Source organism: Actinoplanes siamensis (assembly GCF_016862395.1).
GTDB classification, from domain to species: domain Bacteria; phylum Actinomycetota; class Actinomycetes; order Mycobacteriales; family Micromonosporaceae; genus Actinoplanes; species Actinoplanes siamensis.
Window position 1 is genome coordinate 1 of the sequence record NZ_BOMW01000097.1, and the last position, 20046, is coordinate 20046.

22 protein-coding genes and 3 tRNA genes are annotated in these 20046 nt (G+C 70.8%); 13 read left to right on the plus strand and 12 right to left on the minus strand.

All coding sequences use genetic code 11. From position 1 onward, the window contains the following. Nucleotides 1-228: 228 nt before the first annotated feature. Nucleotides 229-1308 (minus strand): Glu/Leu/Phe/Val family dehydrogenase, encoded by a 1080-nt coding sequence (locus Asi03nite_RS35930; protein ID WP_203684983.1) that lies wholly within the window; start codon nt 1306-1308, stop codon nt 229-231. Between the two features lie 151 nt (nt 1309-1459). Here Asi03nite_RS35930 and Asi03nite_RS35935 point away from each other — a divergent pair, with 151 nt between their 5' ends. From Asi03nite_RS35935 to Asi03nite_RS35960, 6 genes are all read left to right on the plus strand, one after another. Next, entirely contained in the window at nt 1460-2299 is an 840-nt protein-coding gene (locus Asi03nite_RS35935; RefSeq protein ID WP_203684984.1) for a DUF8083 family protein, read from the plus strand. A 281-nt stretch (nt 2300-2580) separates the two neighbouring features. Then, nucleotides 2581-2790: a BldC family transcriptional regulator gene (locus Asi03nite_RS35940; RefSeq protein WP_014687221.1), complete on the plus strand. Its 210-nt coding sequence runs from the start codon at nt 2581-2583 to the stop codon at nt 2788-2790. A 152-nt stretch (nt 2791-2942) separates the two neighbouring features. Further along, a complete protein-coding gene (locus Asi03nite_RS35945; protein WP_373872217.1) occupies nt 2943-3719 on the plus strand; it encodes a class I SAM-dependent methyltransferase in 777 nt (258 codons plus the stop codon). Between the two features lie 51 nt (nt 3720-3770). Further along, on the plus strand, nt 3771-3944 hold the full coding sequence (locus tag Asi03nite_RS35950) for an RNA 2'-phosphotransferase (RefSeq protein WP_373872218.1): 174 nt from the start codon (nt 3771-3773) through the stop codon (nt 3942-3944). A gap of 82 nt (nt 3945-4026) precedes the next feature. Beyond that, nucleotides 4027-4608: a hypothetical protein gene (locus tag Asi03nite_RS35955; protein ID WP_203684985.1), complete on the plus strand. Its 582-nt coding sequence runs from the start codon at nt 4027-4029 to the stop codon at nt 4606-4608. Continuing rightward, nucleotides 4605-5864, plus strand: coding sequence for a PrsW family intramembrane metalloprotease (locus Asi03nite_RS35960; RefSeq protein ID WP_203684986.1), 1260 nt, complete (start codon nt 4605-4607; stop codon nt 5862-5864). Before Asi03nite_RS35955 ends, Asi03nite_RS35960 begins: the two co-directional genes overlap by 4 nt. A 1-nt stretch (nt 5865) precedes the next feature. Here Asi03nite_RS35960 and Asi03nite_RS35965 read toward each other — a convergent pair whose 3' ends face one another. Further along, nucleotides 5866-6117, minus strand: a complete 252-nt coding sequence (locus Asi03nite_RS35965) for a hypothetical protein (RefSeq protein WP_203684987.1) — start codon at nt 6115-6117, stop codon at nt 5866-5868. A gap of 232 nt (nt 6118-6349) precedes the next feature. On the opposite strand from Asi03nite_RS35965, the gene Asi03nite_RS35970 reads away from it, so the two are divergent. Next, complete coding sequence (locus tag Asi03nite_RS35970; protein ID WP_203685002.1) at nt 6350-6700, plus strand: hotdog fold thioesterase; 351 nt, start codon at nt 6350-6352, stop codon at nt 6698-6700. 51 nt (nt 6701-6751) lie between these two features. After that, on the plus strand, nt 6752-7141 hold the full coding sequence (locus Asi03nite_RS35975; RefSeq protein WP_203684988.1) for a hypothetical protein: 390 nt from the start codon (nt 6752-6754) through the stop codon (nt 7139-7141). A 138-nt stretch (nt 7142-7279) separates the two neighbouring features. Here the strand turns inward: Asi03nite_RS35975 and Asi03nite_RS35980 are convergent, their stop codons facing one another. Further along, nucleotides 7280-7585, minus strand: a complete 306-nt coding sequence (locus Asi03nite_RS35980) for a hypothetical protein (RefSeq protein WP_203684989.1) — start codon at nt 7583-7585, stop codon at nt 7280-7282. Nucleotides 7586-7800: 215 nt separating this feature from the next. Here Asi03nite_RS35980 and Asi03nite_RS35985 point away from each other — a divergent pair, with 215 nt between their 5' ends. Continuing rightward, a complete protein-coding gene (locus Asi03nite_RS35985) occupies nt 7801-8904 on the plus strand; it encodes a calcium-binding protein (protein ID WP_203684990.1) in 1104 nt (367 codons plus the stop codon). Between the two features lie 447 nt (nt 8905-9351). Continuing rightward, nucleotides 9352-9804: a hypothetical protein gene (locus Asi03nite_RS35990; protein WP_203684991.1), complete on the plus strand. Its 453-nt coding sequence runs from the start codon at nt 9352-9354 to the stop codon at nt 9802-9804. Between the two features lie 17 nt (nt 9805-9821). Here the strand turns inward: Asi03nite_RS35990 and Asi03nite_RS35995 are convergent, their stop codons facing one another. The 9 genes from Asi03nite_RS35995 to Asi03nite_RS36035 form a co-directional block, all read right to left on the minus strand. Further along, on the minus strand, nt 9822-10202 hold the full coding sequence (locus Asi03nite_RS35995; RefSeq protein ID WP_203684992.1) for a DUF2267 domain-containing protein: 381 nt from the start codon (nt 10200-10202) through the stop codon (nt 9822-9824). Between the two features lie 324 nt (nt 10203-10526). After that, nucleotides 10527-10799 carry a DUF2795 domain-containing protein gene (locus Asi03nite_RS36000; protein ID WP_203684993.1) on the minus strand — a complete coding sequence of 91 codons (273 nt, stop codon included), beginning with the start codon at nt 10797-10799 and terminating at the stop codon, nt 10527-10529. A gap of 498 nt (nt 10800-11297) precedes the next feature. Next, nucleotides 11298-11374 (minus strand) — tRNA-Phe (locus Asi03nite_RS36005). A gap of 15 nt (nt 11375-11389) precedes the next feature. Next, nucleotides 11390-11463, minus strand: a tRNA-Asp gene (locus Asi03nite_RS36010). A gap of 61 nt (nt 11464-11524) precedes the next feature. Further along, nucleotides 11525-11597: transfer RNA gene (locus Asi03nite_RS36015), tRNA-Glu, on the minus strand. Between the two features lie 228 nt (nt 11598-11825). Then, nucleotides 11826-12695 (minus strand): MerR family transcriptional regulator, encoded by an 870-nt coding sequence (locus Asi03nite_RS36020; RefSeq protein WP_203684994.1) that lies wholly within the window; start codon nt 12693-12695, stop codon nt 11826-11828. Continuing rightward, nucleotides 12685-13254, minus strand: a complete 570-nt coding sequence (idi, locus tag Asi03nite_RS36025) for an isopentenyl-diphosphate Delta-isomerase (RefSeq protein ID WP_203684995.1) — start codon at nt 13252-13254, stop codon at nt 12685-12687. Before idi ends, Asi03nite_RS36020 begins: the two co-directional genes overlap by 11 nt. Further along, complete coding sequence (gene crtI, locus Asi03nite_RS36030; protein WP_203684996.1) at nt 13251-14732, minus strand: phytoene desaturase family protein; 1482 nt, start codon at nt 14730-14732, stop codon at nt 13251-13253. The genes idi and crtI overlap by 4 nt, the downstream gene beginning before the upstream one ends. A 35-nt stretch (nt 14733-14767) precedes the next feature. Next, nucleotides 14768-15838: a polyprenyl synthetase family protein gene (locus tag Asi03nite_RS36035; protein ID WP_203684997.1), complete on the minus strand. Its 1071-nt coding sequence runs from the start codon at nt 15836-15838 to the stop codon at nt 14768-14770. Nucleotides 15839-15905: 67 nt separating this feature from the next. Between Asi03nite_RS36035 and Asi03nite_RS36040 the strand changes: the two genes are divergently transcribed. The 3 genes from Asi03nite_RS36040 to Asi03nite_RS36050 all read left to right on the plus strand — a co-directional run bounded on the left by Asi03nite_RS36040 (nt 15906) and on the right by Asi03nite_RS36050 (nt 19756). Next, complete coding sequence (locus Asi03nite_RS36040) at nt 15906-16793, plus strand: phytoene/squalene synthase family protein (RefSeq protein ID WP_203684998.1); 888 nt, start codon at nt 15906-15908, stop codon at nt 16791-16793. 1 nt (nt 16794) lies between these two features. Further along, entirely contained in the window at nt 16795-18105 is a 1311-nt protein-coding gene (locus tag Asi03nite_RS36045) for a cryptochrome/photolyase family protein (RefSeq protein WP_203684999.1), read from the plus strand. A 289-nt stretch (nt 18106-18394) separates the two neighbouring features. Next, nucleotides 18395-19756: a dihydrolipoyl dehydrogenase family protein gene (locus Asi03nite_RS36050; RefSeq protein ID WP_203685000.1), complete on the plus strand. Its 1362-nt coding sequence runs from the start codon at nt 18395-18397 to the stop codon at nt 19754-19756. The last annotated feature ends 290 nt before the right edge of the window (nt 19757-20046 follow it).

Genomic DNA, 20046 nt, shown 5'->3' on the forward strand with positions numbered 1-20046 from the left:
CGGGGACGCGGCGGGCAAGGCGGTCGGCGGGGACGCGGTAGGCGGAGGGCAGGCCCGGACCCGGCAGACGGAGGACGGACACGGCCGGCCCCCGAACGGGCGTCCCAGATCCAGCTCGGCTGCATCACCCGAGCCGGCCGGCTCGGTGAACGGGCGTCGCCGGTCCGGCCGGAGCGCACCGCCCGGAGCCGGCCGGTCCCGGCCGGCTCCGCGAACGGCGCCGCCGGTCTAACCGAGGTAGATCGCCCGGAGCCGGCCGACCTCGGCCATGCGGCGCTCGGCCAGCCGGTCGGCGGCGACCGCGGGCGGCACACCCTCGTCGCCGGCGAGCTGCAGGATGCGCCGGGTGGTGTCGAAGATGCCGGTGGCCCGCAGCTTGGCCCGGTCGAAGTTGAAGCCCTCGATCTCGTCGGCCACCTGGATCACGCCGCCGGCGTTCACGACGTAGTCCGGCGTGTAGAGGATGCCGCGGTCGTCCAGCAGCTTGCCGATGCCGGAGTGGGCGAGCTGGTTGTTGGCCGCGCCGGTGACCACCTTGGCGCGCAGCACCGGCACGGTCTCGTCGTTGAGCGCGCCGCCCAGGGCGCACGGGGCGTAGACGTCAAGGTCCGAGCTGATCAGGGTGTCGTTGTCCGGCACCAGGTGCACCTCGGGGTGGGCCGCGCGGGCCCACTGCAGGGCGGCTGGATTGACGTCGGTGGCCACCACGGTGGCGCCGTCCTGGATCAGGTGGCCCACCAGGTACTTGCCGACCTTGCCGAGACCGGCCACGCCCACCGTGCGGCCGGCCAGGGTGGGGCTGCCCCAGGTGTGCTCGGCGGCCGCGCGCATGCCCTGGAAGACGCCCCAGGCGGTGAGCACCGACGAGTCCCCGGCGCCGCCGTGCTCCACGCTGCGGCCGGTGACGTAGCGCGTCTCGCGGGCGATCACGTCCATGTCCGGGACGTAGGTGCCGACGTCGCACGCGGTGTAGTAGCGGCCCTTCAGGCTCTCCACGAATCGGCCGTACGCCCGCAGGAGGCTCTCGGTCTTGACGGTGGCCGGGTCACCCCAGATGACCGCCTTGCCGCCGCCCAGGTCCAGGCCGGCGAGCGCGTTCTTGTACGCCATCCCGCGGGACAGCTTGAGGACGTCGGCGAGAGCGGCTTCCTCGCTCTCGTACGGGTAGAAGCGGGTGCCGCCGAGCGCGGGCCCGAGGGCCGTCGAGTAGATGCCGATGATCGCTTTCAGACCGGAGACCCGGTCCTGGCAGAAGACGACCTGTTCGTGCCCGGTGGCGTCGTTGCCGTCGGTGTCGAACACACCCATCTTGTTCTCCTGATTCTCCTGTGTGGGCCTTCGTGGGGCCCTGGCTCCGGCGGGGTGGGCCGGACACCGCGAAGCGTAGTCGTGTGAATGGCACGGCGATTACGCCCGCGCGGGAAGTTCCGCCCGGCCATATTTGTGAAACGATCGCGCCGTGCCGTCACTGTTCGCGTCGTACCTACGGATCTACGAGCCCCTGACCGCCTTCGACCGGGAGCGGCAGATCTTCTGGCGCCGGTACGCCAAGGAAGGCCGGGACCTGGGACCGATCGAGGGCCCGGTCCGGCAGCGCACCGCCGTGCTCGAGGCGCTCGGGGCGGGCTGGACCCGGCTGCCCGACCTGCCCGACGAGGCGTATGTGCTGGAGTGGGACAACTCCCTGCTGATCTGCCCGTGGAACCTGCGCCTGCGGGTCGCCGAGGCGGCGCTGAACGCCCGGGACGGCGTCCCGGCGGTGCTGGCCGACGCGTTCGTCCCGCCGGTGCTGGCCGGCCAGGCCAAGGCCGTCGTGGAGGACTGGCGCAGCGGGGCCCGGGTGCTGGAGCAGGGCGTGCCCCGGGTGCACGAGCAGATCGCCACCTGGGGGGTGCCGCTGCGCTGGTTCGCCTTCGTCGACCTGGACGAGCGGGAGATCGCGCTGACCGGCCGGCGGCGCACGCTGCGTTACCGCACGGAGATCTCCAAGGCCCGCCGGCGGGCGCACCGGGCGGTCTCGGTGCTGCGCAAGTCGCTCGGCGACGCCCCGATCACCGAGGCGGTCGAGGAGGGCACCCGGTGGCTGGAGGAGTTCCATCCCCGGTCGGTGGTCGAACTGGACTACGGCGGCCTGGTAAACCTCCTTCCGGAGGACAAACTGACAGCCGACGATTCCCCCGGACTGGTGGCCGCCGGTCTGTCGGCGCTGTCCCGCGGAGACGCCGACGCGGCCACCGAGGCCTACGAGAAACTGGTCGCCAGATGGCGGGTTGTCCAACTTCTGGAGCGCAGCAACTGACCTGCGGAAACGGGACAGAACGGGAAGTTTCTCCGCCCATGGAAGCGCTCCCGAGGCGAACACTCTTCGTGATCGCCGCTAGGCGAAGCGTGATAATCGGAGTAAACGAGACACTATCTGGCGTAGAAAACACGTAAAAATCGGGCATGCTTCATCCGTCTATCTGGGGACGTTCGTCCGTTCGGCCCATGTCGGACATCGGGGACTAGCCGGACCATGAGAGACGCACCGGCCGGCGGGACCCCGGCCGATGTTTTTAGGTACCTGTGGAGGAGTGACCGATGGCATCGCGTACGCACGATCCTGAGCCGCTACTAACGCCGGCCGAGGTGGCGTCGATGTTCCGTGTCGACCCGAAGACCGTCACCCGGTGGGCGAAGGCGGGCAAGCTCAGCGCTATTCGCACGCTGGGTGGCCACCGTCGCTACCGGGAGTCGGAGGTTCGTGCCCTGCTGCAGGGACAGATTCCCACGCAGCGTCAGGGTGACTGACCGGTTCGACCTAGATCGTTGTAAGGGGCGTGCGCTGGGGAAGGCGTATCGCCCCTTCTTCGTCTCCTAGATCAACGAGCCGCGGGCGGCGAGGATACGGATCGCCGGTGTCCGGGTTGCTCCCGGCTGGGCGGGCCACCAGAGTAATGACCATGGAGCAGCCCGCGATCGGCGACGCGTTCGGCGAGATGATCAGAGACGCCTACGCGGTACGGACCGGCATCGGCCCGCGTCCGCTCGCCGGCGGGCGCCTGCCCCGGCCGGTGATCGAGGTGATCGAGCGGGACGACGGCCTGATCAACGGCGCGCCCGCCGACCACTACCTGGACGAGCCGGACGCCTGGCAGCCGCACGACCACCGGGCCCTGCGCCTGTGCCGCGGGCACGTGCTGGACATCGGGGCGGGCGCCGGCCGGATCGCCCTCGAGCTGCAGCGCCGCGGTATGGCGGTGACCGGCCTGGACACGTCGCCCGGCGCGATCGAGGTGGCCCGCAGGCGAGGACTGCGCGACACCGTGCTGAGCACCGTGGACGGGTACGCCCGAGCCGCCGCCCGCTACGACACGTTCCTGCTGCTCGGCAACAACCTGGGCCTGCTGGAGGGTCCGGAACGGGCGCCGGTGTTCCTGGCGGCGCTGGCCCGGCTGGCGAACCCGGGCGCGCGGATCGTCGCGCAGGGCGCCGACCCGTACGGCACCAGGGATCCCGTGCACGTGAGCTACCACGAGCGCAACCGCGCCCGGGGGCGGCTCGGCGGGCAGCTGCGGCTGCGGTTGCGCTACCGGCTGGTGGCCAGCGACTGGTTCGACTACCTGAACTGCTCCGTCGAGGAGCTCGACGAGCTGCTCCGGGGCACCGGGTGGCATCTCGATGCGGTCGACCGCAAAGATCGGCCGTACTACCTTGCGGTCATGGAGCGGGACCGTTGACCGAACTGACCCGTGATCAGGTCCGCCTCAGCCGGCGGATGTCCCTGGTGCGTGCCGACCGCCCTGCGGGTGGGCCGGCGCCGATCCGACGACGTGGTGGTGCTGGCGGTGGCGGCGGGCGCGATGGCGGCCGACGGGCACGTCTTCCATCGCAGCGAGAACGGGGTCTGGTTGACCTCGGTCGTACCCTCGACGCATCTGTCGGAAAAACGGACAAATCCGTAATCTCCCAGGTTGACCGTCCATCCACTGTGGTCGCCCGCTCGGATTGCCGGACATCTCGGGCCGCTCTGGTTAGCGTGGACGGATGGGGACGGTCACGCGGCGTCATCTCACCGATCTCCCCAGCACACCCGGACTGCTCAGCGCGCTCCTTCTGGCCACCGTCCTGGCGGCACTCTCCTTCGGCCTGCCGGCGCTCGATCGCGGCGTCTCGGCTCAGCGAGGGCTACGGGCCGGCGAGCCGTACCGGGTCGCTGCCGGGGTCACCGTGGTGCCTCCGGCCGGCGCGACCCTGGACGTCACGGGCACCCGGCCGGGCGAGGACCGTGGCACCGCGCTGTTCCGGCTGGGCCGGGTGCGCTACGCGATCGCCGTCCAGCCGTTCTCCGGTGACCTGACCCAGGCCGCCGTCCGCCTCCGCCAGCGGATCACCGGCACCTCCGGGTACCAGGTGACCGGCACCCAGCTCGCGGTCTCCACCGCCGGTGGGCTGGCCGGTCTGCAGGGTGGTTACACCGCCGGCGACCGCGGCGGGCGGTACGCGGTGTTCGTCGCGCACGGGCTGACCATCGAGGTCACCGTCAGCGGCGCCGGCCTCGACCTGGACCACACCCTGCCGGCCATCGACGCGAGCACCAGGACGCTGCGCTACGAGGGCGGGCGATGAGCGAGGCGGTGCGCCCCGGGATCCCCCGGCCGGCCACCCCGCTCCGGCTGCCCGCGTTCTGGGTGGTGGTCACCCTGCTGGCCACCGGCGCGGTGCGGATGTCCCAGATCCTGGCCAGGTTCCTGGAGTCGTACCCGCTCGCCACGATCACCGCGCTCGGGCTGTTCGCGCTGCTCGCCGTGCCCTTCTGGCTGTTCGTCCAGGAGCTGGACTTCCTGGAGCGGGAACCCGCCGGCCTGCTCGCGGTCGCGTTCGCCTGGGGCGGCCTGGTCGCCACCAGCGTCTCCATTCCGGGCAGCACCGCGCTGGAGAACCTGATCGCCAAACTCGGCTCGCCCGGCCTGGCCGCCGACTGGGGCGCCGCGCTGGCCGGACCCACGGTCGAGGAGATCGCCAAGACGCTCGGCGTGGTGGCCATCGTGCTGATCGCCCGCTCCCAGGTGAACAGCGTGCTGGACGGTGTGGTCTACGGCGCGCTGGTCGGACTGGGCTTCCAGATCGTCGAGGACATCGTCTTCGCGATCGGCGCGGTCGCGCTGGCCGGGCAGGGCGACGAGATCCAGCCGGTGATCACCACGTTCCTGGTCCGCGGCTTCCTGGCCGGCGTCTGGAGCCACACCCTGTTCGGCGCGCTGGCCGGGGCCGGCATCGGCTACCTCGTGGTCGGCACCGATCGCGGCTGGTGCCGCCGGATCACGATGGCCGGGCTCGCGCTCTCCGGCGCCTGGGCCTCGCACGTGCTGTGGAACTCGCCGCTGTTCCGCGAGGGCCTGGGCAACGGCGCCGTCGCGTTGCTCGCCGTCCTGGTCTTCAAGGGCCTGCCACCGCTGCTGCTGATCCTCCACCTGGTGCGCCGCGCGCACGACCGGGAGGCGGAGTACTACGTCGCCCGGCTGGCCGGCCTGGGCGACCCCGAAGTGATCACCGAGGGCGAGCTGCGGGCGCTCGGTTCCGGTTCGCGCCGGGCCGCGGCCCGGCGGCACGCCGCCGAGCGGGCGGGACGAAAAGCTCGGGCTACGGTACGCCGGTTGCAGCGCGCCCAGGCCCGGCTGGCCGTGGAGCTCAGCCGGGCTCCGGAGCTTGCCGATCGGCACCAGGCCGAGGTACGCGAACACCGGGCCACCCTGCGAGCGCTCGGCCATCCGGAAGCGGTCGAGGGGATCCACTCCTGGCGGCACACCGCCTCCGCGGTCGGCACCGCGGCGGTGGCGATCGCCGTCCTCTGGGTCGCCCTGTCCGCCCTCGGCGGCGCCTGACTCAGGCGGCCGCGGGCGGCAGCCCGCCGTCGCCGTCGACGACCGTGTCCGGGGTGCCGTCCTCGTCCAGGTCGACCATCGTCACATCGACCTTGCCGTCGCCGTCGGTGTCGAACTGGAACAGGTCCGGCTTGCCGTCGCCGTCGGTGTCCGACACCCAGACGTCGACCTTGCCGTCGTTGTTGGCGTCGCTGGTCATCAGGTCGACGCGGTCGTCGCCCCGGGTCTCGACGATCTCCTGCGGCTCGCTCATCTCGTCTCCTTCGACGGGGTTCCGCTCTCTGCCGAACGGAACTCTCCTGGATGGATCACTGGGCACAACCGCCACATCAATACCCGGCGGGCGCAAGCGTCAGTCCGGCCGCTGTGACGGGTATCGCTGGTCCCGCGTGCGGGCCGGGGTAACGTACGCCGTCGTGGACATCGCGGAAGACGGCACGCAGCACCTCTTCACCAGCAACGGAGGCGGTGCGCTCGCCGAGCGGATGGGCATCGCGATCACCGAGGCGACGGCCGAGCGGGTGGTCGGGACGATGCCTGTCGAGGGCAACACCCAGCCGTACGGGCTGCTGCACGGCGGGGCGTCCTGCGTGCTCGCCGAGACCCTCGGATCGGTCGGCGCGGTGCTGCACGGCCAGACCGTGGACCGGCCGTTCGCGGTCGGCGTCGACATCAACGCCACCCACCACAAGGCGGCCCGCTCCGGACTGGTGACCGGGGTCGCCGTTCCGGTGCACCGGGGCCGCGCCGTCGCCACCTACGAGGTGATCCTCACCGACGAGGCCGGCGAACGCGTCTGCACGGCGCGTATCACCTGCCTGTTGCGTGGCGCATGATCACGTTGTGTTGATGGGCGTTCCTTGACGGTTACGCGTACGGTTTGCATCGTGACCGAAGCACCACAGCACGCGTTCGACGACGCCACGCAGATCCTCGCCTGCGCCCTCACCGGCGACAGCGACGCCGTGGCCAGCAGCTTCGACGCGGTCGTCTCCCGGGACGGGGTGGTGGGCGCCTGGGACGTCGCGTGGTGCCTCGCCGCCACCATGGTCGGGGAGCTGCCCGGCAGCGGTGGCTGGACCCTCGAGTTCCCTGGAATCGACGACGCCCGGTACGACAAGCGGTGGGTGGCCCGATTCGTGAGCGCCTACGTCAACGGGGACGCCCCCACCGGGGAGGCGCTGTTCGGCGCGGCGATCGCCGACGGCCAGCTGCCGGAGTGCCTGCTCGCGCTGGCCGGGTCCACGGTCGCGACGCTGCGCCACCGGGCGGCCTGAGCGGTCGGCTCCCGCTCGGGACGACCGACGACTTCGCCGGCGGTCCGGCACGACAGCGGCCCGGCCGACCCGATCGCGTCGCCCCGGTTCGCGCACCCGGTGCTCAGGTCGTACCCGGCAATCGGGTTTTGGTTTTTCTCAGTCCTTCAGGTAGAGCGCCTTCGTGTACTGCGTGGCGGCAGCCGTGTTGTACATCGACGCCTGGGACATGAAGAACGAGTTGTCGGCGATCGCCCGGGACGCCTGAGCGGTGCCGGCATACCGGATGTCGGCCTCCGCTTCGGACAGTCCGCGCGCCCTGAACTGGCGGCGCATCGCCATCTGGCCGGTGCGGAAGGCCTCGGCGGCCTCCTCGGCGTTCCGCATGAGCGACATCGCCTTGTCGGCCAGGGCCTCCGCCAGGTTGTAGGCCGTCTGCTCCGCCTCGTTGGTGAAGGTCTGCACGACGCTGTGCCTCCTCGCAAGCCGGGTCTCGGATAACACTCTGATCGAGCCGGCGGCCGGCTTCAAGAGGGTCGCCCGCGCCTGTGGACGACCATCCATCCCGGACGTCCCGCGGGTGGCACGAATCTGTGAGCAAACGATGACCCTCTGCTCCATACGATCTTTCCATCGAGGCGCGAGGGCGCCGACAGAAATCTCACGGGGGTATCCAAGCCATGTTCGCCAGCCGCCAGGTTCTCGCCGCCATCGGTCTCACCGCGGTCGCCGTCGCCACCAGCACCTCGCTCTTCCTCTCGCCGGCCCAGGCCGCCTCCTCGACGTCCGGCACGGCTACCGCAAGCGGCCCGGTGGTCCAGTTCAGCGCCGGCAAGGGTGTGAACAACGCGCTGGTGGTGACCGCGTCGGGCGGCCGCATCGTGCTCGACGACCGGATCACGATCAAGGCCGGCAAGGGCTGCGTCGCGGTCAAGGGCGACAGCACCAAGGTGGTCTGCACCACGCCGAAGAAGGTCAACTCGGTGATGGTCTTCCTCGGCGACGCGAACGACTCCGCGATGAACAAGACCTCGGTCCCGATGTTCGCCCACGGCGAGGCGGGCAAGGACATCCTGCGCGGCGGCCAGGGCGCGGACGAGCTGTTCGGCGACAGCGGCGACGACACGGTGTCCGGCGAGGGCGGCAACGACTGGGTGGACGGCGGGGCGGGCGCCGACAAGCTGTACGGCCGGAGCGGCAAGGACCACATGGTCGGCGGCAGCGGCAACGACTACCTGAGCACCGGCGACGGCAACGACAGCGCCTGGGGCGGGTCCGGCGACGACACGCTCTACGGCGAGCTGGGCAACGACGCGCTCCACGGCGACGCCGGCGCCGACCACCTCAACGGCGGCAGCCGCGACGACCTGCTCTACGGCGGCCCGGGCGCCGACCGGCTGCTCGGCGGATACGGCAACGACGCGCTGGTCGGCGACGACAAGGCGATCGACGCCAACGGCGGCGCGGGGCTCAGCTTCGACCCGGCCAGCCGGGACGTCGCCGGTGGCGGCGCCGGGGACGACATCCTCGTCGGCGGCCGCGGCGACGACACGCTGCGCGGCGACGACGGCAACGACGTGCTGTTCAACGACTATCTGGCGCCGAAGACGTACCAGGCGGTGGGCTTCGCCAAGGCCACCGACCGGGTCGGCGGCGGCACGGGCGCCGACACCGGCGTGGTCGTCGGCAAGGTTTTCCTGGACAGCGTGGAGAAGGTGGTCAAGGCCGGCGAGACCCCGTCGTTCACCGCCGCGATCAAGGCGCGGCTGGCCACGCTCAAGTGAGCTGACCTCGGCAGGGGAAGGGCGCCCACCGGGCGCCCTTCTCCCGTGCTCACGATCCGCGGCTCCGGCGTGGACGGTGCGTGGCACGAAACCGTGATCACATCCGATGTCCCAGCTCCTAGGCTCTTCTCATCGAGCAGCGGGGGCGCTCGAAAATCGAACACCTCTCCTTTCCGTACGGGGGCACACGGGCAAGGCGCGAGCGCCCGGCGGATCTTCCGCCGGGCGTCTTCGCGCATCCGCGGCCTGCAACAGGAGCGCACCCCTCTCCGTAAATGTCGACCGAAGCGACCAGGGGTGGTGTGGTGCGCACTTCTAGCCGATTTGGTGCACTCGATCTTGGCGATGAGCCGAAGGGCTGGATGCCGGTGCCACTTGGGCAGTCATGAACTCTGTTGGGTCAGCGAGGCTGGGATCACGTGCAGGCTGCGACTAGGTTGCTGTCTTATGGCAGCGCTCTACGTCGTGCTCGTACTGGTGGCGCTGGGCTGGCCGTTGATCGCAGTGGGAGCCTGTGCGCTGGTCATTCTGGCGTTGGTACGCCTCGCCGGCGGACAAGTCGAACAGGGTGCGTCGCCGATGCCGGGTCGGTGGGGATGGCCGCTGAGCGCCGGGATGGCGATGGCCGCGATCGCCTCCTACGGATACGGATTGGCCCGAACGACCTCCTTGTCGATGACCGATGCCGAGGACCGATGCGTGCTCGTCTCGCGGAACGCCTTCGGCTATGAGCACCCCTTGTCATCCGACGGAGCAATGAGCCTGTGGCCGCTCCATGACACCACCTGCGGTCCCGACCTGGTACCCGCCTTCCTCAACCCGTTGGTGATCGCCTTGGCGGTGTTGTGCCTGACGCTCGTGGTCGTCACGGCTGCGGCGAGGGCCAGGAGGGAAGGGTGACCGGGACGTGACGCTGTTCAGGCCGCCGTCCTGGTCACCTCACGGTACTCGGCGGGCAGCTGGGACAGTGCGTGCCGCAGGTGCGCGCCGTCGGTCGTCTGGCTGAGCGTGGTCAGCACCACCCGGACACCGCGTGTGACCTCATCTTTCTTGAGGCCCGTGCGCCGGCTCAGCGCGCGGACGAAGTCGTTCAGCGGCACCGGATGCGCTCCGCCATCGTGCCGCGGGGGGAGGTTGCCGGCCAGGTCCTCCGGAAGGTCGAGCGCGAGCTCGCGGAGTTCGCCGCCGCTGAGCTGTTTGCCTACCTCCTCCAGCGTGCCGCGGATGAGGTCCGCGGCCTCTTCCTTGGCCAGACCGGCCTGGTCCGCCACCACCGCGGCGAGTGCCCGCTCGTCCATCGTCGCCCCCTTCGTTCTCGCGGATGGTCAGCGCCGGTGATCGGAGTACCGAGATGATCGGACACGCTTTTGCACAAGCTTCTCCCGACCGGTACCTCGAACGTAACAAGGACCACCGGACCTGTTCGGCGAATCGGCGAACAGGCAGGTGCTTCATCCGGTACGGGTGAGAACCGGTCGACGGCGTGGACGCGGCCGGATCGTGGCCCGGCGGCGACGTGGTCCGAGGCCGGTCCACCACAGCTACACCGCGTCATCGGCGAGCACGAACGCGGCAATCACCCCTAACGCCTTGGACTCAGTCCGCATCCGGATCTTGCTGCGTCAGGGCGTATCGCGCAGGTATTCCGCCACCCGCTGGTGCTTCTTGTCCCGTGCCTTGGCGGCCTTCTCGGCCGGGGTCTCCTCGGCGATGTCCGTCTTCGCCGAGCGGACCACCTCGTCCTTGTTGCGGTACTCGACGGGCGGCATGCCGCGCAGCGCCTTGAGCACCTCGATCGGCGCGCCCTCGCGTTCGGCCTCCTGGACGATCTCGTCCCTGGTCGCCGGATAGTCCAGCTCGTTGAGGTACCTCAGTACCTCGTCAATAGTGGTCATAATACGCATTTACCCAGCGACGATGGCCCCGAACATGCGGCACCCGGCGGGGTCGACGACGGGCCTCGTCGGACACGGTGCGCAGGGCGTCCAGCGTGCCGCGCCGGTGCGCCTCCGCCGTCTCGATGTCGACGTTGGTGGTCGTCGCGGGCGTTGGAGGTCTACGCAGCATGGTTCCGGTGGGGATCACCGTGGCTGGGCGCCGCCGTGCTTCCGGCGATCGCTGCCGCACCGCTTCGCGGCTTGCCACCGAGTATCCGGCGCATGGTCTGCCGGTGCCTCACCGCATTGTGGCGGCTGTCATGCCCGAGGCGATGGTTGTCAGAGGTCGGGAGCAAGGCGCGAACGGCGTGCAGCGAACGTGCAACTTGTGATGGCGATCATGGGGGATTCGCGGTCACCAGAGGTCAACTTCCCGGTGCAGGAAAAGGGCCGGAAAGCAAAACGTCCACCGTACGTTTCCGCAGGTGGACGGTGCTCAGTGCCCGGCGAAGAGCCTGGTGGCCAGGGGCGGGGTCGAACCGCCGACCTTCCGATTTTCAGTCGGACGCTCGTACCAACTGAGCTACCTGGCCGTACATGGTGCTTTGCGGTCCTGACGGGACTTGAACCCGCGACCTCCGCCTTGACAGGGCGGCGAGCACTCCAACTGCTCCACAGGACCTTGCTATTTACTTCTGGTCTTGCTCTGGTGTGTCAGCGCTTTGCGTCGCTAACCTTACCAGTACCCCCAACGGGATTCGAACCCGTGCTACCGCCTTGAAAGGGCGGCGTCCTAGGCCACTAGACGATGAGGGCAACTCCGCCATCATTGCACATCGTGCTGGATGCTCGATCAGCAACGTTTGGTGGCCTTCGCCCCAACCGCGCCCCGTTGAGGCCTGCAAAGCATATGTGATCCACCGAGCGGTCTACAAATCGGTATCCCTCTTTTCGTTCACGGGCCTGTGACCAGGGAAAACGTCTCAGGTCAGCCGGCGGCGACGCGGTCGGGGGGCGTTGGCGTGGCCGGTGAGACCGGTCGGTTCAGAAGTCGGAGAGGAGGCCGACGGCCTCGGTGAGGCTCTTGAGGCGGGTGATTCCGGGCGGAAGATCGTCTTCGGGCCAGCCCGGGCCGGCGGCCGCGACCACGACCGGGGGGTGCGGGACGTCGCGGACCCGGGTCAGCTGGGCGGGCAGGCCGGTGGCGGGGCGCTGCGACCAGAGCACCACCGCGGCCGGGCCGGTGCGCGCGATGGCGTCCAGCAGGGCCTGTGGCGGCACCCGGGCGCCGAACAGCCGCGTCGGCACCCCGGCCTGGGCCAGCGCGGCGGCCAGCGCCTCCAGGGGCAGCGTGTGCTGTTCCTCGTCGGCGGCGGCGAGCATGATCCGCGGGATGCCGGCGGCGTGCTCGACAGCGGCCAGCGCCTCGGTGACCGCCCGGGACAGCAGGTGCTCGACCTCGACGAAGCGCCGGGTGGCCTCGTACCGCTCGCCGACCACGATCAGGGCCGGGGCCATCACGTCGGTCCAGGCGCCGATCACGCCGCGCTCCCGGATGGCGGTGCACAGGGTGTCGCGCATGGCCGGCGCGTCCAGCCGCATGGCGGCCCGGGTCAGCCCACGGACGGCCGGGGCCGGGTCGGTGCGGGCGGGCCGGGGATCCGGCGGGCCGGGCTGTTCCGGGGCCGCCTGGGACAGGGCCCAGGCGGCCGCCTCGGCCGGCGCCACCCCTTCCGCGGTGAGCCGTTGCATGATCTGCAGGCGGCTCATGTCGTCGGCGGTGTACCGCCGGTGGTGCCCGGATTCGTGCCGGCTCGGCCCGAGGCCGTACCGCTGGTGCCAGGTGCGCAGGGTGGTGACCGCCACACCGAGCCGGCGGGCGGCGGCTCCGGCGGTCAGCGCCTCATCGGCCACCCGGCCACTCCGTGAGATCGGTGAGATGGGAGAGCACTTCGAACACCCCGGACAACCAGGGGGCGTACGACTCGGGCGTCGCGCCCAGGGCGGCACGCAACTCGGGCGGCGAGACCCAGCGCAGCTCGGCGATCTCGTCCGGATCGGGCTGCGGCACGACTCCGTCCGGAAGTGATCCGAGCAGCACGTGGTCGTACTCGTACTCGATCCGTCCGGTGACCGGATCCGCCGCCCGGTAGGTGAAGACGCCGACCTCGGTGAGCGGAACGTCTCGTACCGCCAACTCCTCGAAAAGACGCCGCCCGGCCGCCACCATGACCGATTCGCCCGGCCCCGGGTGGCCGCAGCAGGTGTTTCCCCAGCGCAGCGGGAAGCGGGTCTTCACGGCGGCCCGCTGCTGCAGCAGGATCCGGCCCTCGGCGTCCCGGAGGAACACCGAGAAGGCCCGGTGGAGCCGTCCGGGCTCCCGGTGCGCGTCGGAGACCGTGGCCGAGCCGACGGCGCTGCCGCTCGGGTCGACCAGCTCGACAAGGTGATCTTCGCGTGTGAAAGAGCTCATGACATCCCCCGTGTGATCCGGCTCGCGGCCAGCTTCCCGGAGATGAGCACCATCGGCACGCCGACCCCGGGTTGTGTGCCCGAACCGGTGAAGACCACGTTCGGCAGCGTCGGGTGCAGGTTCGACGGGCGGAACGGGCCGGTCTGGCCGAACGAGTGGGCGGCGGCGAACGGGGTGCCGGCCGCCATCCCGTCGTCGGCCCAGTCGGCCGGGGTGATGATCCGCTCCACCTCGACACCGTCCCGGAAGCCGACGTATCCCCGCCGCTCCAGCGTCCGCAGCAGCTCGTCGGCGTAGCGCTCGGCCAGGCCGCCGCGCCAGTTCATCGGGCCGGCCTCGAGGTTCGGGGTGGGGGCGAGCACGTAGTAAGTGTGCTTGCCGGCGGGCGCCGCGGACGGATCGGTGTGGGTCGGGTTGGTGACCAGCAGTGACGGGTCGCTCATCAGCAGACCGCGGTTGATCACCTCGTCGAAGGTGCGCCGCCAGGTCGTACCAAAGTGGATGTTGTGGTGTGCGATCTTCGAGTAGGTCTGTCTGGAACCGATGTGCAGAACCACACAGGACGGCGAATATCGCAGGCGGCGAGGCTTGCGAGGAGGAAGCAGGTCGCGGTAGGCGATCGGCAGGTCCGGATTGAGTACGACGGTGTCCGCCGGAATGACCTCCCCGCCGGCGGTCCGCACGCCGGTCGCCCGGCCGTTGCGGGTGAGCACCCGCTCGACCGTCGTGTCGTAACGGAACGTAACTCCGTGCTTCTCGGCGGCCCCGGCCAGCGCCTTGGGCACCGCGTGCATGCCGCCCCTCGGGTAGTAAACCCCGGCGACCGAGTCGAGGTAGGCGATCACGGCGTAGATGGCGAGCGCGTCGTGCGGGGCGAGCCCGGCGTACATCGCCTGGAAGGAGAAGATCCGCTGGGTCCGCGGATCGCGGAAGTATTCGTTGATCTTCGGCTGCAGCCGGCGGAACGCGCCCATCCCGAGCAGCTTCAGCAGGTTGAGGTTCATCAGGTCGGCCGGGGTGTCCAGGTTCCGGTCGATGAAGTGGTCCCGCTCCAGCTGCCAGAGCCGCCGGGTGAAGTCGACGAAGCGCAGGTAGCCGTCGGCCTCCCGGGGGCCGCAGACCTGGGCGATCTCGGCAGCCATCCGGGTGGTGTCGGTGCGCACGTCCAAGGTGGAGCCGTCCGGGTAGTACGCCCGGTACGCCGGGTCCAGCGGCGTCAGCTCCAGCCAGTCGGAGAGCTTCTCGCCGACCGCCTCCAGGGGCGCGGCGATCAGCTCCGGCATGGTCAGCACGGTGGGGCCGGTGTCGAAGTCGAAGCCGCCGACCGAGAGGCGCCCGGCGCGGCCGCCCGGCACCGGCTCCCGCTCGACGACTGTGACCTCGCGCCCGGCCGCGGCCAGGTGCAGGGCACAGGAGAGGCCGGCCAGTCCGGCGCCGACTATGACAACGCGATCGGTGGGTCCGGTGACAGTGCGCACGCCGCGGCTCCAGGGGGTGTTCGAGGGGGGTTTCATCATGCCGGGCGCTGGGTCGCCACGGTGGCGAGCTCGATCAGCACGCCCCGGGCCTCGGGGTCGATAGGGGCGGACGTCACGGCGGTGAGCCCTTCGGCGACCCGGGTCCGGATCATCTCCTCGATCCGGGTGGGCGCGCCGGTCTCCGCGACGACCTGTGCCTTGCGGTCGATCCCGGCACCGTCCAGTTCGGAGAGCTGCGCCGGGGTGGCCATCTGCCGGGCCAGCATGAGCAGCGCGGTGGGCTTGCCGGTGCGCAGGTCGTCACCGGCCGGTTTGCCGGTCACCGCCGGGTCGCCGTAGACGCCCAGCAGGTCGTCGCGCAGCTGGAAGGCCTCCCCGATGGTGATGCCGTAGACCCGGTAGGCCTCGGCCACCTCGGGCTCGTCGGCGGCGGCCAGCGCGAGCCCGAAGTCGAGCGGCCACTGCACGGTGTAGCTGGCCGTCTTGTGCCGGGCCACCAGCAGCGCGCGCTCCACCGACCAGGACCGCGGATCGGTCTCGCCGAGCACGTCCAGGTACTGCCCGGCGACCGCCTCGACGCGCATCCGGTCGTACCGCGCGCGCACCTCGAGCAGGGTGGCCGGCGGCATCGGGGTGCGCGCCAGCAACTGGTCCGCCCAGACCAGGCAGAGGTCGCCGACCAGCACCGCGGCCGAGGAGCCGAAGCGGGCGCCGTGCTGGCCCGCGAAGATCCGGTGAGCGGTCGGACGGCCGCGCCGGGTCGCCGAGTCGTCCATCAGGTCGTCGTGGACCAGGGCGAAGGTGTGCATCAGCTCCAGCGCGCCGAGTGCCGGCAGCAGCGGCTCGGAGTCGGCGGCGGGCCCGGCGACGCCCCGCCACCCCCAGTAGGCGAACGTCGGCCGGAGCCGCTTTCCGCCGGCCAGGACCAGGTCACGGGCGGTTCGGGCGAATCCGCCGAGGGAGGGGTCGACCGCGTCCAGCGCGGCTATCTGGGAGGCGAGGAAGTCGGCAAGCGTCCCCTCGACGGCGTTGATCAGGCCGGCGTGCGAGACCGGCTGACGGGGTATCGCGGTCACGCGATTTCCCGTGAGGGTGTCATTGGCCACGTTCAGTACCGTACCCTAACTTTCGGAACCTGCGTCGATTCGTGCGTCGATTACCGGGAGGACCGGGATGGAAACCGATCTGGCCGCCGCCTATGCGCGGTGCCGTGAACTGCATCGCGAGCATGGGCGCACGTATTACCTGGCGACTCGGTTGCTACCTGCCTGGAAACGGCGTCACGTGCACGCTCTGTATGGATTCACCCGATTCGCGGACGAGATCGTCGATCGGACCGAATCCCTGCCGCCCACCCGGCGCGCCGCCGAACTGCACGCCTGGTCGACCGGCTTCCTGGCCGGCCTGCGGGGCGAACCGGTCGAGGACCCGTTGCTGCCGGCCGTGCTGCACACCATCGCGGTCTTCGGGCTGGACCCGGAGGACTTCGAGAAGTTCCTGCGCAGCATGGAGATGGATCTCACCGTCACCGGCTACCCGACCTACGAAGATCTACTCGGATACATGGAGGGCTCGGCAGCGGTGATCGGCACGATGATGCTGCCGATACTCGGCTCGTCCGACCCGGCCGCCGCCCGCGAGCCGGCCCGCCAGCTCGGCTTCGCCTTCCAGCTCACCAACTTCATCCGGGACGTCGCCGAGGACCTCGCCCGGGGCCGGGTGTACCTGCCCGCGGAACATCTCGACGAGTTCGGCGTGACGGTCGAGGACCTGCGCGCCGGGGTGGCCACACCGGCGATCCGCGCGCTGATCAAGGCCGAGGTGGCTCGGGCCCGCGAGCACTACGTGGCCGCGGCGCCCGGTATCCCGATGCTCGAACCGGCCTCGCAGGCCTGCATGCGTACCGCCTTCCAGCTCTACGGCGGCATCCTCGACGAGATCGAGGCGGCCGGCCACGACGTCTTCGTCCGCCGGGCCACGGTGCCCCACCGCCGCCGGGCCGCGGTCGCCGTCCGCAGCCTGCTCACCCGGCCCGGCACCCCGGTCCGACCGGCGGCCTGAGATGGGCGCCCGGATCGCGCTGTTCACCCGGGACCTGCGGATCCACGACAATCCGCTGCTCAGCGGCCCGGGTGAGGTCGTCCCGCTGTTCGTGCTCGACCCGCGCCTGGCCGGGCTCTCCCCGAACCGGCAGCGCTTCCTGCACCAGAGCCTCGCCGACCTGCGCGGAAACCTCCGGGAGCGGGGCGCCGACCTGGTGGTCCGCGAGGGGGACCCGGCCGCCGAGACGGTGCGGCTGGCCCGGGAGGTGGACGCCTCGGCGGTCGTGGTGGCCGGGGACGTGACCGATTACGCACAACGGCGGGAGCGGCGGCTCCGCGACGAGCGGTTGCCGGTGCGGGTCACCCCGGGAGTGACGGTGCTGCCGCCCGGAGCGGTGCGGCCGGGTGGCGGCGCCGATTCGTACCGGGTGTTCACGCCGTACTTCAAAGCCTGGGAGCGGGCCGCGTGGCGCGCCCCCGCCGCAACCCCGGGGAAGATCGCGATGCCGGCCGGCATCGCGCCGGGCAACCTGCCCGAGACGCCCGCCGGCGACTCGCCCGGCGCGCTGCCCGGCGGGGAGACCGAGGCTCGCCGCCGGCTTCGCGACTGGTCGCTGCGGATGTCGCGGTACGACGAGGAGCACGACAACCTGGCCGCGGACCACACCAGCCGGTTGAGCGCCGATCTGCGGTTCGGCTGCCTCTCGCCCCTGGAGGTCGCGGTCGCGGCAAAGTCCGACGACTCCCCGGGCGCACACGCTTACCTGCGGCAACTCGCCTGGCGCGACTTCTACTACCAGGTGACCGCGGCGTTCCCGGGGATCTCCACGGTGGCCATGCGTCCGGCGGCCGACACCGGCTGGCGCTACGACGACGACGCGTTGCGGCACTGGCAGGACGGGCTGACCGGCGTGCCGATCGTGGACGCCGGGATGCGCCAGCTGCGCGCCGAGGGATGGATGCACAACCGGGCCCGGCTGATCACCGCGGCCTTCCTGACCAAGCATCTGGGCATCGACTGGCGGGCCGGGCTGAAGTGGTTCTTCCGCTGGCTGATCGACGGTGACGTGCCGAACAACTCCGGCAACTGGCAGTGGACCGCCGGAACCGGGAACGACACACGTCCGTACCGCAGGTTCAACCCGATCCGGCAGGCTCAGCGGTTCGATCCGGAGGGCGTGTACGTTCGTCGCTACGTACCGGAGCTCAGAGGCGTCGACGGCGTGGCGGTGCACCAGCCGTGGCGTCTTCCCGAGCCGGTCCGCCGCGGTCTCCACTATCCCGGTCCGCTGGAGTCGCAGCGGGACGAGGCGGTCTGGCTGCGGGACTGAGAGCAGGGGTCCACCGGCTGGTTGCGTCCGTCAAACGTCCTCACCGGTGGACCCCGCCCGGTTTACCCGACGCGCCGAACCGCGAAACGATGACTTGGGAGCGCTCCCGGGAGGTTGCGGGGAAGGCGGCCATGAGGATGGCGAACGCCGTCCGGCGCCCGCCACCGCCCCCTCATGACCGCCCGTTCCTCGGTGTTCCGCTTCCGCGTGGGTTCAGGATCGGCGGCGGCGCCGGACACCTGAGAGAACGCTCGGCCTCTTCCGCCCGGGATTCTGCTTAGCTGACCCCATGGCTGAAACACGGCAAGTGGACGTGGTGGTCGTCGGGCTCGGTGTCGGCGGTGAGGAGGTCGCCGGTCGTCTGGCCGCGGCCGGGCTGAACGTGGTCGGTGTCGAAGAACGGCTGGTCGGCGGCGAGTGCCCGTACTGGGGCTGTATCCCCACCAAGATCATGGTCCGGGCCGGGAACGCCCTGGCCGAGGCCCGCCGGATTCCCGGCCTCGCCGGAACGTCCACAGTGGAGGCCGACTGGGCGCCGGTGGCGAAGAAGATCCGGGACCAGGCCACCGACAACTGGAACGACAAGGTCGCCGTGGACCGGCTCACCGGCAAGGGCGGGACGTTCGTGCGGGGCACGGCGAGGATCACCGGCCCCGGCCGGGTGCGGGTCGGCGACCAGGAATTCCAGGCGGGCCGCGGGGTGGTCGTCGCCACCGGGACGGTCGCGGTGATCCCGCCCGTCGAAGGACTTGCGGGTACGCCGTACTGGACGAACCGGGACGCGGTCGAAGCCGCCACGCTGCCGCGGTCGCTGCTGGTGCTCGGCGGCGGCGCGATCGGTTGCGAACTGGCCCAGGCGTACGCCCGGTTCGGTGTCGAGGTGACAGTGATCGAGGGGTCGCCCCGGCTGCTCGCGATGGAGGAGCCGGAGTCGTCCCAGGTGGCCGGGGCAGCCCTGGCCGCCGACGGCGTCCGCGTGCTCACCGGGGTCCGGGCGCGCGACGTCGCGCACGACGGCTCGTTCCGGGTGACCCTCACCGACGGGACCGAGCTGACCGGGGACGAACTGCTCGTCGCCACCGGGCGGGCGGCCCGGCTCGGCTCGCTCGGGCTGGAGAACGTGGGGCTGGACCCGTCCGCCCGCTTTCTCGCCACCGACGAGCGGATGCGTGCCGGCGACGGGATCTGGGCGGTCGGCGACGTCACGGGGAACGGCGCCTTCACCCACATGGCGATGTACGAGGCGGACATCGCGGTGCGGGACATCCTCGGGCAGGGCGGGCCGGGGGCGGACTACCGCGCCCGGCCCCGGGTCACCTTCCTGGACCCGGAGATCGGCGCGGTCGGCATGACCGAGCAGCAGGCCCGGGCCGCGGGGCTGAACGTGCGGGTCGGCTACGTGCCGTTGAACCAGACCTCCCGGGGGTTCATCCACGGGCCGGGCAACGAGGGGTTCCTCAAGCTGGTGGCGGATCACGATCGCGGGGTGCTGGTCGGCGGGACCACTGCCGGGCAGGCTGGCGGCGAGATGATCGGGGCGGTGGCCGTCGCCGTGCACGCCGAGGTGCCGGTGTCGACCCTGCTCAGCCAGATCTGGGCGTACCCGACTTTCCACCGGGGGCTGGGCGAGGCACTGAAGCCACTTGCCTGACGCCGCTTCCGAAGTTCCGCGTCTTTCCTGGTTTGGCTGCGCTGACCTCGGGGGACGCGGGACACTGGACCCCGGTTTGGAGGAGCCGGAAACCAGCGGGTAATGTTCTTCGGGCCGGCAGGGAAACGGGCGTGCTCGCGGAGAGATCCGCAGCGGCCGTCCTGCCAAATCCTCTGATCACGAGACCGCGGCATCGTCGTGGGCTCGCTTCAGGGTGGCCGTACTAGGTCAGATCGGCACCAACCGGGATTAACCGGTTGACAACGCCGGACGGGCCGAGTAACGTAGAG

Coding starts and splice junctions, on each gene's coding strand:
- Asi03nite_RS35930 (WP_203684983.1), bottom strand. CDS start 1,308: ATGGGTGTGTTCGACACCGACGGCAACGACGCCACCGGGCACGAACAG.
- Asi03nite_RS35940 (WP_014687221.1), top strand. CDS start 2,581: ATGGCATCGCGTACGCACGATCCTGAGCCGCTACTAACGCCGGCCGAG.
- Asi03nite_RS35945 (WP_373872217.1), top strand. CDS start 2,943: ATGGAGCAGCCCGCGATCGGCGACGCGTTCGGCGAGATGATCAGAGAC.
- Asi03nite_RS35955 (WP_203684985.1), top strand. CDS start 4,027: ATGGGGACGGTCACGCGGCGTCATCTCACCGATCTCCCCAGCACACCC.
- Asi03nite_RS35960 (WP_203684986.1), top strand. CDS start 4,605: ATGAGCGAGGCGGTGCGCCCCGGGATCCCCCGGCCGGCCACCCCGCTC.
- Asi03nite_RS35965 (WP_203684987.1), bottom strand. CDS start 6,117: ATGAGCGAGCCGCAGGAGATCGTCGAGACCCGGGGCGACGACCGCGTC.
- Asi03nite_RS35970 (WP_203685002.1), top strand. CDS start 6,350: ATGGGCATCGCGATCACCGAGGCGACGGCCGAGCGGGTGGTCGGGACG.
- Asi03nite_RS35985 (WP_203684990.1), top strand. CDS start 7,801: ATGTTCGCCAGCCGCCAGGTTCTCGCCGCCATCGGTCTCACCGCGGTC.
- Asi03nite_RS35990 (WP_203684991.1), top strand. CDS start 9,352: ATGGCAGCGCTCTACGTCGTGCTCGTACTGGTGGCGCTGGGCTGGCCG.
- Asi03nite_RS35995 (WP_203684992.1), bottom strand. CDS start 10,202: ATGGACGAGCGGGCACTCGCCGCGGTGGTGGCGGACCAGGCCGGTCTG.
- Asi03nite_RS36000 (WP_203684993.1), bottom strand. CDS start 10,799: ATGACCACTATTGACGAGGTACTGAGGTACCTCAACGAGCTGGACTAT.
- idi (WP_203684995.1), bottom strand. CDS start 13,254: ATGAGCTCTTTCACACGCGAAGATCACCTTGTCGAGCTGGTCGACCCG.
- Asi03nite_RS36040 (WP_203684998.1), top strand. CDS start 15,906: ATGGAAACCGATCTGGCCGCCGCCTATGCGCGGTGCCGTGAACTGCAT.
- Asi03nite_RS36045 (WP_203684999.1), top strand. CDS start 16,795: ATGGGCGCCCGGATCGCGCTGTTCACCCGGGACCTGCGGATCCACGAC.
- Asi03nite_RS36050 (WP_203685000.1), top strand. CDS start 18,395: ATGGCTGAAACACGGCAAGTGGACGTGGTGGTCGTCGGGCTCGGTGTC.